At 74.7% G+C, this 12,322-nt stretch carries 9 protein-coding genes; 2 read left to right on the top strand and 7 right to left on the bottom strand.

Going from position 1 to position 12,322, the window contains the following annotated elements; translation table 11 throughout:
- Positions 1-94: 94 nt before the first annotated feature.
- Positions 95-1,111 carry a BadF/BadG/BcrA/BcrD ATPase family protein gene (locus ABZZ74_RS05125; RefSeq protein WP_356761948.1) on the bottom strand — a complete coding sequence of 339 codons (1,017 nt, stop codon included), beginning with the start codon at positions 1,109-1,111 and terminating at the stop codon, positions 95-97.
- 8 nt (positions 1,112-1,119) lie between these two features.
- On the opposite strand from ABZZ74_RS05125, the gene ABZZ74_RS05120 reads away from it, so the two are divergent.
- Positions 1,120-2,421 (top strand): glycosyl hydrolase, encoded by a 1,302-nt coding sequence (locus ABZZ74_RS05120; RefSeq protein WP_356761947.1) that lies wholly within the window; start codon positions 1,120-1,122, stop codon positions 2,419-2,421.
- 10 nt (positions 2,422-2,431) lie between these two features.
- Here the strand turns inward: ABZZ74_RS05120 and ABZZ74_RS05115 are convergent, their stop codons facing one another.
- Positions 2,432-3,925 carry a glycoside hydrolase family 3 N-terminal domain-containing protein gene (locus tag ABZZ74_RS05115; protein WP_356761946.1) on the bottom strand — a complete coding sequence of 498 codons (1,494 nt, stop codon included), beginning with the start codon at positions 3,923-3,925 and terminating at the stop codon, positions 2,432-2,434.
- A gap of 364 nt (positions 3,926-4,289) precedes the next feature.
- Between ABZZ74_RS05115 and ABZZ74_RS05110 the strand changes: the two genes are divergently transcribed.
- Positions 4,290-5,453, top strand: a complete 1,164-nt coding sequence (locus ABZZ74_RS05110; RefSeq protein ID WP_356761945.1) for a lysylphosphatidylglycerol synthase domain-containing protein — start codon at positions 4,290-4,292, stop codon at positions 5,451-5,453.
- A 36-nt stretch (positions 5,454-5,489) separates the two neighbouring features.
- On the opposite strand, the gene ABZZ74_RS05105 is transcribed toward ABZZ74_RS05110, so the two are convergent.
- From ABZZ74_RS05105 to ABZZ74_RS05085, 5 genes are read right to left on the bottom strand one after another with little or no spacing between them, the layout of a single operon-like run.
- Complete coding sequence (locus tag ABZZ74_RS05105) at positions 5,490-6,239, bottom strand: DUF2071 domain-containing protein (RefSeq protein WP_356761944.1); 750 nt, start codon at positions 6,237-6,239, stop codon at positions 5,490-5,492.
- Positions 6,240-6,273: 34 nt separating this feature from the next.
- A complete protein-coding gene (locus tag ABZZ74_RS05100) occupies positions 6,274-7,521 on the bottom strand; it encodes a carbohydrate ABC transporter substrate-binding protein (protein ID WP_356761943.1) in 1,248 nt (415 codons plus the stop codon).
- Positions 7,518-8,579, bottom strand: a complete 1,062-nt coding sequence (locus ABZZ74_RS05095) for a hypothetical protein (protein WP_356761942.1) — start codon at positions 8,577-8,579, stop codon at positions 7,518-7,520. Before ABZZ74_RS05095 ends, ABZZ74_RS05100 begins: the two co-directional genes overlap by 4 nt.
- Positions 8,576-9,976, bottom strand: coding sequence for a hypothetical protein (locus tag ABZZ74_RS05090; RefSeq protein ID WP_356761941.1), 1,401 nt, complete (start codon positions 9,974-9,976; stop codon positions 8,576-8,578). The genes ABZZ74_RS05095 and ABZZ74_RS05090 overlap by 4 nt, the downstream gene beginning before the upstream one ends.
- Positions 9,977-10,031: 55 nt before the next feature.
- Positions 10,032-12,320 carry a tetratricopeptide repeat protein gene (locus tag ABZZ74_RS05085; protein WP_356761940.1) on the bottom strand — a complete coding sequence of 763 codons (2,289 nt, stop codon included), beginning with the start codon at positions 12,318-12,320 and terminating at the stop codon, positions 10,032-10,034.
- Positions 12,321-12,322: the final 2 nt, after the last annotated feature.

Here is a 12,322-nt window from a genome sequence, read left to right as displayed (position 1 = left end):
GGTGGGCGGTGGCTCGGCGTACGGGTTCCGCGCGGGTGGCCGCGGGGTCCGGGGTCGGCATGCGGCCGGTCCTTTCGTGGGTGGAGTCGGAGGTTCAGATGAGGAGGCGGGCCAGGGCGACCGCCCCGCGGCAGCCGTCGGGGACCCAGTCGAGGGTGAGGCCGAGGGCGTGGAGGCGGGCGGTGAGGGATGCGGTGAGGGGGCCTTCGGGTCCGAGCAGACCACCGGTGGCGACGACCCGTTCCCCTGGGCGCGGATCCAACGCCCTTACGGTCACCGCCAGTTGATTGACGGCCTCCTCGAGAATCGCCCCGGCCACGGCGTCCGTGCCCCGCGCCGCCTCGACGACGAGCGGGGCGAGCCGGGCGAGCCGGATGGGGGGCTCGGCCATGACGGCGGGCAGAACATGCCTCCGGAAGGCCTCGCGGTGAGGGCGGGACCAAGCGGGACCGGACCTCACCCCCAGCGGCGCCTCTCCCGGCAGCACGTCCTCCGGCACCCCCAGCTCCCGGCCCACCGACAGCGCCAGGGCCGTCGCCCCGCCCCTCCCGTCCGCCATGCGTAGCGCGGCCCGTACCGCCTCCCGGCCGATCCAGAAGCCGCTGCCCTCGTCGCCGAGGAGCCAGCCGTCGCCGTCGACCGTGGTGGTGGCGTGGCGGTCGGTGATGCGCATGGCGACCGCGCCGGTACCGGCGACCAGCGCGAGCCCGTCGGCCGGGGCGCCGGGCGCCGAGGCGAACGCGGCCTCGATGTCACTGCTGACGGTGAGCGCGCCGGCGCCGATGCCGACCTCGCGGAGCGCGGCGGTGAGGGCGGTCACGGCGTTGACCCGCCCGGGGTCGGCATCGTCCGCCCCGGTCGCCCCCGCGAACCCGCCCGCCACGGCGACGACCCGCCCCCGCGCGGCTTCCGGCACCGCCCGGGCGACGGCCTCGGCGAGATGCGCGGTCAGCCGCGCCGACGGCACGGTGAGGGCGTTCCCCGGCCCGCCGGCCCCCTCCCCGAGCAGCCGCCCGTCGTCCGCAGCCGCCACAACGGCCCGCGTCCGCGTACCGCCCGCGTCCAGCCCGACGACCAGCGCGCCGAAAGCTTGGTTCAAATCGCTATTCATTACCGACCATGGTGGTTGATACATTCAGCGAGGACAAGCCCCGTCCCACGGACGAGTCCCGCCCCGGGGACCGGCCCCGACCCGAGGAGGATCCCATCCCCACGCTCCGCTTCGGCGTCAACTACACGCCCCGCCGCGGCTGGTTCCACTCCTGGTACGACTTCGACCCGGACCACGCCCGAGAGGACCTGGCCCAGATAGCCGGCCTCGGCCTGGACCACGTCCGTGTCTTCCACCTGTGGCCGCTGCTCCAGCCCAACCGCACGCTCATCCGCACGGCCGCCGTCGACCAGCTGGTCCACCTCGTGGACCTCGCGGCCGAGGCCGGTCTGGACGTCATGGTCGACGGCGTGCAGGGGCACCTGTCGAGCTTCGACTTCTACCCGGAGTGGACCCGCAGCTGGCACCACCGCAACGTCTTCACCGACCCGGAGGCGGTCGAGGCGCAGGCCGAGCTCCTGCGCACCCTCGGCCGCGCCCTCGCCGACCGGCCCAACCTCCTCGGCCTCCAGCTCGGCAACGAGCTCAACAACCTGGTCGAGCACAACCCGGTGACGGCCGAGGAGGTCGACCGCTACCTCGACACGCTGCTGACGGCGGCCCGGGAGGGCCTGCGTCCGGGCCTGCTCGCCACCCACTCCGCCTACGACGCGGCCTGGTACGGCGACGACCACCCCTTCACACCGCAGGCCTCGGCCCGCAAGGGCGACCTGACGACCGTCCACCCCTGGGTGTTCTCCGCGAACTGCGCCGGACGTTATGGCTCCGGCTCCTTCGAGGTGCTGCATCTCGCCGAGTACGGAACGGAGTTGGCCAAGGCGTACGCCGAGGATCCGTCCCGCCCGGTGTGGGTCCAGGAGACGGGCGCCCCCGAGCCGCACATCCCGGCCGCCGACGCCCCGCGCTTCGCCCGCGCCACCGTGCTCAACGCGGCCGGGTGCACGGATCTGTGGGGCGTGACCTGGTGGTGCTCGCACGACGTGGACCGGTCCCTGGCCGACTACCCCGAACTGGAGTACACCCTGGGCCTGTTCGACTCGACGGGCCGGCGGAAGCCGATCGCCGAGGCCCTGGCCCAGACGGTCGCGGAACTGCGCGCCCAGCCCCCGTCCCCCGAAGCCCGCGGCACCGCCCTGGTGCTGGACTGCACGCCCGCCACCCGCTCCGTCTCCGGTCCGGGAGGCGCGTACTTCGAGGCGTGGATGCGGCTGCGCGCGCAGGGCGAGCGCCCGGCCGTGGTCCTGGCCGAACGGGCCGAGGACGCCGCGCACCTGGCGGCGCGCGGGATCGTGAGGACCGTACGGCCGTAGCCGCTCGGCCTCAGCACTCGGCGGCCAGCACCTCCGCGACCGCCCGCAGATTGACCCGGCCCCGCCCGTAGGAGAGGACGTCCCCGCCCTCCGGCAGCCCGGTGTCCACGCGTACCGCGTCCGGGCGGCGGGCCAGCAGGGCGTCGCGGAGCCGGGCCTGCCAGGGGTGCAGTCCGGCGTCGCAGGTGGCCACGACCAGCGGAGCGCCCCGCGACACGCGCAGGATGCCGTCGGCGAGGGCGGCGGGGTCGCTGGGCTCGCCGCTGACGGCCGTACCGGAGGCGGTGGGGTCGAGGGCGCGCACCTCGGTGAGCAGGTCCTCGCCGCCCCAGTTGAGGGCGGGGTGCGGGGGCGGGAAGAGGTCGACGACATGGGCGCCGCGCACGGGCGCCGGCACGGGTCGGGCGTGCACCGCGCGGCGGGCCGCCTCGAGCCCGGCCCCGGAGTCCCAGCCGGCGACCGGCCCGGCGCCGGGGGCCGCGTACCGCTCGGCGAGCCGCCGTACCCGCCCGGCCGCCTCCCAGACGCGTTCCTCGGGCAGCCGCCGGGAGTGCAGCGCCTCCAGGACCTCGTCCCGGCAGGCGAGCGTGACCTCCAGGTCCGGTACGGCGACGATGACCTGGTCGGCGCCCGTGGCGAGGGCGATACGGGCGCCGGCGGCCTCGCCGTAGCGGCCCGCGATCGCCTTCATCTCCAGGGCGTCACTGATCAGGACGCCTTCGAAACCGAGGTCCAGGCGGAGGACATCACCCAGGATGCGGCGGCTGAGGGTGGCGGGGCGGTTGGCGTCCAGCGCCGGGTAGACGACGTGCGCGCTCATCAGCATCGGCACACCGGCGGCGACTGCCGCGCGGAACGGTTCGAGGTCGGCTCGCAGTTCCTCACCCGGCCTCGGGTCGACGGCCATGTCGTGGTGGCTGTCGGTCTCGGTGCCGCCGTGGCCGGGGAAGTGCTTGGCACAGGAGGCGATGCCACGGGCCTCGGTGGCACCGATCCAGGCCCGCAGATGGCGGGCGGCGAGCCCGGGGTCGGCCCCGAAGGACCGGGTGCGCACGATCGGGTTCAGTGCCTGGTGCTGGAGGTCGGCGACCGGGGCGTACGAGGCGGTGATGCCCAGGGTGGCCAGGTGCCCGGCGAGTGCGTCGGCGCAGCGGGCGGTGAGGTTCGGGTCGTCGACGACGCCGAGTGCGTAGCTGCCGGGGACCTCGGGGGCGCCGGCGGCGACGAGGTGGCCGATGCCGCCGCCCTCGTTGTCGATGGCCACCAGCAGGTCGGGGCGGATCGCGCGCAGCGCGTCGGTCAGCTCGCGGACCTGCTCGGCGTCGCGCACGTTGCGGGTGAACAGGATGACGCCGCCGAGACCCCGGTCGATCAGGCGTTTGAGGGTGTCGGGGAAGGTGGTGGTGCCCTCGAATCCGGCGACGAGACAGCGGTGGACGGCCTCGTCCAGGTCGGAGGAGACGGGAGACGGGGGCTGGGTCTCGCGGACGTGCAGGGAGGTCACCTCTAGGATTCTTCTGACTCGCTCAGCCGGAAGTCAACCCTTAGTTGGATGATTGATTCATCTACGCCGTATGTGGTCGCGGACATCACCGCAGGTCGGCGCGGAGGACAACGTTCGCAACGGGTTTCGGCACCACGGGCCGGTGGCAGAGATAGACCCTGGGAGGTCGACGGACGCCCCCATGGCCAAAACGGGCCACGTCTGCCCCGTCGTCCACCCGCCCCCGCCCCTTCCGCTCCCGGACACCACGGCGTCACACCGGACGGGAACGGTTCCGGCGTCCCCTCCTGCCTCGCCCCGCACCCGTCACGCCCGCGCTCCGCACCCGGCCGCCCGGACGTGCCGTGAAAGGACGACGTGCGCCGTGTCCCTGCTCCCGCTCGACGCCACCACCGAGACGGCACCGGCCCTGTGCCCAGCCGTACCGTCCCCCGCGGCCACGCCCGCGACACTCACCCCGGCCACCCCGGCCGGTTCCCCTCCGGTCTGCGCGGCCCCCACCGCGCGCCGCCCCGCCCTCGCCGCGGCCGTGTCGGCCCTCCTCCGGCCGCCCTCCGCGGACGAGTCCACGGACTCTCCCGCTCGCTGCGGTCCACTCGCCACGCTCACCCGGCGGGCCCTCGTCCTCCTCCCCCTGCTGCTGATCGGCGTCTGGGCGGTCGTCGACTGGCGGACGCTGCGGGACGGGACCGCGCGGCTCGGGTCCGCCGACCCGGGATGGCTGCTGGTGGCGTTCTTCTTCACCTGCCTGTGCTGGCTCTCCTCGGCCTACGTACGGCAGGGCGCCCTGCCCGAGCGGCTGCCGACCGGGCTGCTGATCGCCTCGCAGTTCGCGGCGGGCGCCGCCAACCACGTGCTGCCGGCGAGTCTCGGCGCGCACGCCGTCACCCTGCGCTTCCTCCTGCGCCGCGGCATCCCGTTCGCCCGCGCCACCGCCTCGCTCGCCCTGTACTCCCTGGTCAGGCCGATCGCGAAGACCGCGGTGCTGCTCGTCTTCCTGCTCGCCTTCCCCGATCTGCTGGGCCTCGACGGGCTCGCCCCGGACGGGCGGACGCTGCTGCTGATCGTCGCCGGCGCCGCCGCCGGCCTCGCCGTCACCGGCGTCCTCGTGACGACCGTACGACCGCTGCGCCGTCCGCTGCTGAACGGTGTCCGCACCGCCCTGACCGACGTACGGCTGCTGCACAGCCGCCCGTCCCGGGTGCTCGCCCTGTGGGGCGGGGCGGCCGCCGCGCCGCTGCTCCAGGCGAGCGTGATCCACGCGGTCGGCGCCTCGCTGGGGCTGACGCTGTCCTGGGCCCAGGTCGCCTTCGCGTTCCTCGCCGCCAGCAGCGCGGTCGGCGCCGTACCCGCGCCGGGCGGCATCGGCCCGGTGGACGCGGCGATGGTGTTCACGCTGTCGGCGCTCGGCGCCCCCGTGGACCTGGCCGCGGCGACCCTGATCGGCTACCGCGTGCTGACGGTGTGGCTGCCGCTGCTGCCAGGCGCGCTGGTGCTGTCGGCACTCGTGCAGCGAAAGGTGCTGTGAGCCGAGCGGGTTCCCGTCACCCGGGCACCGGCCCGGTCACGGCGTCGGGATGCCCGCCGGGCGGGCCGGCCGGCCGAAGCGGGCCGGGACGCCCGGCGAGTACAGCACGCTCACCGGCTCGCCCACCGGCGTCGGCAGCCCCGCCGCGGCCACCAGGTCCTCCGCGCACTCCAGCAGCTCGGCCCGGTGCAGGGACCAGCGCGGGTGGACGTTCGGCAGGTACATCGGCCGGCCGAAGAACGTGCCGTGCATGCCCCAGCGCGCGGTGAGGAAGTGCTCCAACTCCGTGGGCTCCCCGATCCGTTCCCCCACCCGCACGGTGATGCGGCTGTGCGCGCCCCGCGGGCCGGGCCAGCGCCGCGAGCTGGTGTAGGACACGGTGTCGCCGTCGGCGCGGACGCTCATCCGGGACCACACGTACGGCATCCGGAACCCGATCCGCGCCACGGCCACCGGCAGCAGCCGGGAGGCGTCAAGGGACCGGAAAACCACGCCCCGCCGCCCGTGCCCGTCCACCGAGTACAGCCGGACGTTGGTCTCGGGGAAGGTCCCCAGATAGGGAACGCCGGGGAGCCGGAACCAGCCGACCCGGTGCATCCGGAACGCGACCAGCCCGACGTACGTGACCCCGTCGAGGGTGTCCGGGACGGTCCCGGCGGGCAGCAACGGGGCCACGTCGGCGGGGTTCGCCGCCCAGTGCAGAAAGGCGAGGTCTAGCCAGGACTGGGTGAGCAGCGGACGCGCGATGGCGCCCGGCGCGTCGACGCTGATGGGCTCCGGTGGCACGCGGGTCACCGTACCGCGGCCGGCCGCGCCGCGGTCAGGGCGTGCTGCACACCGTCTCCGGTCTCGCCGGGCTGCGGGACTGCGCGTCCTGCACCCGCTGCAGGTCCCTCAGCAGACCCCGTATATCGAGGTCCGCGCCCGTCGCGGCCCGGGAGAGGGTCATCAGGGCGGCCTCGTAGAAGGCGTCCCGCACGGCCGGGGCCATCACGTCGGATGCGTCCAGGCACCGGATGCCCCTGCCGGTGAGCTGTTCGGAGATCTCGCGGCCGACCCTGTCGGATTTCGGCGGCACCCGGCGGTTCGCCGAGAAGACGTCCTGGGAGCCTGCCCAGGCGCGCTGGCCCTCCCGGGAGGCGAGCTTCTCGATCAGCCTCTTCGCCTGGGGGCGGTCGCTGAAGAGGGCGGCGAAGTCGCCGGTCACCTCGTGGGCCCGCACCGGGTAGGGGCCGCCGGGCAACAGGGGGGCGGAGTCGGTCAGTTCGGCAGGCCTGCGGCTGTAGAACGAGCGGGCGAAGGAGCCCTGGTGCTCCAGGGCGCACCCGTTCCAGCCGGCGAACAGCAGCCCGGCCCCGCCCTGCTTGCCCCGGTGGTCGGTGAGCAGGGCGTGCCGGGCCGCCGAGGGGCTCTGCTGCAGCAGTCGGCCCCACGCCTCCCAGGCACCGCGCACCCGCGAGTCGGTCCACCGCACGCTGCGGTCGCCCAGCGCCCAGCGCGCGTACACGCCCGGGCCGGCCCGCTGCAGCACCAGGTCCTCGATCCAGTCGCTGCCGGGCCAGCCGGAGGCGCCGTCGTCGCCCATGCCGATGCACCAGCTCTTCAACGGAGCCGGGGAGGGTGCGGGTTCGTGGCCGGAGCGGTACCAGACCACGCTCTTCAGGTCGGCCTTCACCGGCACCCAGAACACGTTGTCCCCGCGCTTGCCCGCCAAGTCCCAGGGGGCGCCGTAGTCCGCCTGGTCGTAGAGGTTGCCCAGGGGTCGCAGGCGCTCCTGTTCGGCGTACTCGCCGAGTTCACCGACGCCGGGCATGATCACGATGTCCGGGGACTCCCCCGACTGCACCTTGGAGAGCAGGACTTCGCGCTGGGCCGCGGTGCCCTGGTAGGTGAACGGGATGCCGAAGCCGCGCAGCACCTTCTCGAAGTGCTTCTCCTGGGTGCCGGTCCAGGTCCCGAGGATGGTCACCGGCGCCTCGTCGCGCTGCGTCCAGGCCGCCACCAGTCCGCCCGCGGCGACCAGCAGCAGCGCCACCAGGAACACCAGCAGCCGGAACGGCCGGGTCATCGCTGCCTCCAGTAGTCCCGGTCGAGCCGGTAGCCCAGCCCCGTCGCGGGCAGCACGAAGACCAGCAGCCCGATGATGAGGGTGGCCCGGTACACCCCGTCGGTCCAGGTGGTGCCGGTCAGCTCCCGCCGTACCTCCTCGGACCTGTTCGTGACGGCCGTCTGCACGTCGGTCAGGTGGTCGCCGCACTTCTTCCAGGCGGCCGGCGCCAGAGCGGGCTCGCACCGGACGGTGTGCCGCGAGATCTCGGTGATGCCGCGCAGACCTCCGCCGACCCGGTCGAGGTCGTGCTGCGCCGACGACGCCGTCAGCACCGGGAAGACCGCGAGCAGCACGGTGAGGGCCAGCGCGGGCAGCAGACACACGTCGAAGTCCCGGCCGCAGCGGTCGCGGAGCACGAACAGGGCGGACAGCAGGGTCACTCCCAGGACGGCCAGGGAGAGTTCGGCGAGCCACCAACCCCCGCGTTGCACCCACCCCATGCCGGCGGTGGCCGCACCACGCCTCATCTGGTTGCCCTGCAGCTTGTCCAGCCGCGGGGCGATCCCGGTCTGCGGACGGCTGAGCAGCGAGGCCGCCTCCATCAGCTTCTGCTGCCGCATGAGCGGCTGGTGCCCGTACTGGAAGGCGCCGGGAGAGATGGAGTTGCTGTAGGACGCGAGCAGGCCGTTGACGGTGCCGAGGTCCTGGTCGGTCCGGTCCGCGGTCCGGGACAGTCCCTGGTCGGCCGCGGCGAGCTGGACGCGGTAGGTCTCGCCGGGGCCCACGATGTCGGCCAGGCCCCTTCTCACCAGGTCGTTGGCGCCCCAGTCGGCCCGCATCAGCGCGAGCCGGGTGGCGGCCAGGCCCTGCACGGCCGGTGCCTGCCGGGCGGCGAGGGACTGGGTGGCCTGCTGGGTCTGACGGTAGGAGACCAGCAGAGCGCTGACCGCGAGGGCCGCGCAGAGGGTGAGGACCAGGGCGTGTGCCTCCAGCAGCCGCCGGGTCCGGTAGGGGCGAAGACGCCGGCGCCAGAACGCGGCGGGGGTGTACGTGTGCCAGGTGTGTCCCGTCGTCACAGCAGTTCCTCCCCGCACCTGATGCAGTAGCGGGCCTCGCCGCCGGCCGGGGTGCCGCAGCCGGCGCAGTGCGGGCCGGGTGGCGGTCCGGCCGCCTCGGCCGGGGGTTCGACCGGCCCGGAACCGACGCGCAGGATCATCGGGGCCAGCGTGTCGGCGTCGACGGCCGTGCGCAGCCGTACCTCTCCCCCGGCCGCGTCCTCGATCACCGCGACGGCGCGGATCTCCTCCAGCACCCGGTCCGTGCCGAGGCCGGCCGCCAGGCGCGCGGCCCGCCCCAACTGGCGTTCCGCCTCCTCCCGGCGGTCCTCCCTCAGGGCGAGGAGCCCCTTGCGCAGGGCGGTGCGCATGGCGGTGGCGGCGTTCAGGGAGAGCACGCTGTCCCCGCCCTGGCCGTGCGGTGCCGCCGGGTCGGGCCGATGCCAGCGGGCGGTGACGGCCGCATGGACGTCGCCGACGGAGACCATGGCGAACTGCAGCTCGGTCTCCTGGGGATCGTGGTCGGCGTCGGCGACGAGGGTGAGCAGATAGTCGCGCGAGCCCGGCTCCCACTGGTAGGTGGGGAAGAGCCAGGTGTACGGCCGGCCGGGCTCGCGCAGTCCGCCCAGCCGGTGCGGCCGGGGCGCCTTCTCGTTGAGGGAGACCTGGCGTACGGCGGGCCGCACGGTCACCGCGATGGGCAGCTGCGGGGTGTGCACCCGGCGCAGCCGCCGGACGGCGGCGGTGATCGCCGAGCCGAGGCCCTCCTCGACGAACTCGGCCGTGCCGTGCAGCCGTTCGGCGAGGGTCAGCAGCGGTTCGGGCGGCCAGTCGGTGCCCACGGCGAACACGTCGCAGGTGAACTGCCCGGCGCAGGCCTCCAGTTCCTGCCGCAGCCGGCTCTCGCCGGGGGCACTGCTGCCGTCGGTGATCAGCAGCAGATGGCGTACGGACAGCGGGCGGGCGGCGAGCAGCGCGCGGGCCCGCGCCACCCAGGCGGCGTATCCGGCGGGCCGTGGGCCGTCCCGGTGCAGCGGCAGCGCGCCCGCGGCGAAGGCGGCCCGCCGTCGGTGGTCGTGGTCGGCGACGGCCCACTCGCCCCCGCGCAGGGGATAGCAGGGGGCGGGTTCGGGGCCGCCGCCGAGGACCGCGAAGGAGATGTCGTCGGGCAGCGCGCGCAGCGCGGTGGGCAGGGCGTGCCGTACGGCCGCCCGATGGGTCTCGGCGACGTCCACGGCGATGATCACGGCAAGTTCGACGGCCGGCAGTTCGGCGGCGGCGCCGGTGGCGGCCACGTCCACCCGCAGACGGGCCTCGATCTTGGCGCTGCGGTGCGGACGCACCTCGCCGTCGAGGTCGACGTGCAGCCGGACGTCCAGGTGCGGCGGCCGGATGGGGCTGCCCGTCTCGTACGTCACCGGTCCCTCGCCTTCGTCTCCTCGGCGCCGGGTGCGCGCCGCCGTGTCCGTGGGGTCAGATCACCGTCTGTGGTCGTACCGCGTGGGAGAGATCCACCAGGTGTTCATGGGCGGCGGCCGACTCCCTGTGGTGCGCGGCCAGTTGGCGGAGGTGCCGCTCCAGCCGGGCACGGACCTCGCGCTCAGCGGGGGACGGTCGCCTCAGGCGCCGGGCGCCGCGGCCCGGGTGGCGGGGTCCGTCGCCGCGGCTGTGCAGCGCGTCCAGCTTCCATTCGTGCAGTTCGGTGCTGAGCCGCAGCACCTCGTCCTCGGAGAGGCCGGGTTCGCCCGCGCCCGGGGTGCGCCGCCCCAGGCCGCGCAGTTCCTCGAGCGCCGCGTCGACCTCGGCGGGCGTGGGCAGCGGGTCGTCGACGTCGGGCAGCCGGGCGGCGCGGATGCGCAGGGCGGCGATCCGGGCGACGGTGTGGTCCAGCGAGCCCGCCCGGACCCGGCCGAGGACGTCGAGGGCGGCGCCGCGGTCGCCCTCCCGCAGCGCGAGCCGGGCCAGGCCGAGGGCGGCGCCGCCGTGCGAGGGGTTGCGGGCGAACACGGCCTCGTAAAGCTCCTTGGCGGTGGGCCCGGCGGTGTCGTCGCCGAGCCACTCCCCGCAGTAGGCGAGGGCGAGCTTGGGCGCGTACTCGCCGGGCAGGTCGAGCCGGACCCGGGTGAAGTGGGCCTTGGCCTCGGCCACTTGGCGGGGGTCGCCGTCAACGTCGGCGCGGCGCAGCGCGACCAGGGCGCGGTGCCACTGGAGCCGCCACTGGCGTACGGCACGCGGCCCGGGGATGGAGTCGGCGGTGTCGAGTTCCTCCTGGGCGCTCTCCAGGTCCTCGGCGGTGTTGCGGCCCAGCAGGACGCGCACGTTGTGCAGGCAGATCTCCACCGAGGTGGGCTGCTCGCCGTCCTGGCCGAGGAGATGGCCGGGGTCGTAGCCGCTGCTGACCTCGAACCGGGCGGTCTGCGGGTCGTCCGGGTAGCGGCGGGGCACCGGCAGACAGCGGGCGATCTCCGTGGGGGTGGGCGCGCCGAGGGCGAGGGCGGGCGCACGGGGCGGTTCGTAGCGGTCGCGGCGCGGGCGCTGAAGCCAGTGCCCGATGTCCGGCACCGTGCCGAGCCGGGCGCCGAGCAGCCGGGAGGAGGGGCGGAAGTGGCGGGAGGGCTCGGGCGGGTCGCTCTTGCCGCGCAGGGCGCGGATCTCCCGCAGGGCGCCGCGGAGTTGGCCAGCCATGTCCTGGGCGTCGGCGAAGCGCAGGTCCGGGTCGCTTCTGGTCGCGCGCTCCAGGACCCACCAGAAGGAGGCGGCGCCGAGGCCGGGCACCCGGTCCACGGCCCAGCGGGCGAGGTCGCGCAGGGTGGCGCCGACAGTGTGCAGGTCGTGGGCGACGGTGGGCAGGCCCGAGGCCTCGGTCTCGGGTGCCATGTAGCCGGGCGTGACATGGGCGGGCGGCTCGGTCTGCCCCTGCTCGCGCATGCCGCCGAGGTCGATGACCTTGACGCCGTCGCGGTGGTGCACGACGTTGGAGGGCTTCATGTCGCCGTACAGGAAGACCCGTTCGCCGCCGGTGTGCAGATGGCCGAGGGCCTCCAGGATCTGGCAGCCGTAGGCGGCGACGTGCTCGATGTCGAGGACGAACTCCCCGCGCCGGGTCTCCTCGACGACCTTCTCCAGGGTGCCGTCGCCCACGTCGTCCATGACGAGGTAACCGCCGGTGACCCGGTCGCTCCCCTCGCTCCGGGCGACGAAGTCCCGGATCTGCACGATCCGGGGGTGGCGGATGGCGACGAGGTTGCGGCGTTCGACGTCGGCGAGCCGGGCGCCGTCCCGTTCGTAGCGGTTGAGCAGTCCCTTGACGGCGACGACGTCGCCGAGGTGGGTGTCCTCGGCGAGGTAGACCCACCCCTGGCCGCCGTGCGCGATGGGCCCGAGGATGCGGTACTGCTCGCGCAGCTTCTCGTCCTGGGCGAGTTCGGGCCGGTAGGAGTAGCGCTCGCCGCAGTTCGGGCAGTGGCCCTCCAGGGGTACCGGGCCCTCGGTGTAGGGCGGGGCGAAGGTGATGCCGCAGGAGGAGCAGCCCATGCGGATGCGCAGCGGTGCCTCGGGGTGGATCAGGCGCTCCTCGGCGGGGCGCGGCTCGCGCCGCGGGAGGGCGAGGAGTTCGCGGGGGCCGAGGTCCCCGGGGTCCTTCGGCAGCGGGGGCAGCCCGGGTGCCTTCTCGTGGCGGCCGCACTCGGCGCAGTAGCCGGTGGGCAGGACGGAGCCGCCGCAGGGAGCTCCGGTGAAGTGCCGGTGCGGGCAGGTCGTCATCC

The sequence above is a fragment of the Streptomyces sp. NPDC006476 genome (genome assembly GCF_040612015.1).
Classification (GTDB): Bacteria; Actinomycetota; Actinomycetes; order Streptomycetales; family Streptomycetaceae; genus Streptomyces; species Streptomyces griseorubiginosus_B.
The sequence above is the reverse complement of the archived record's forward strand: the minus strand, read 5'-3'. Positions and strand labels throughout refer to the sequence as shown.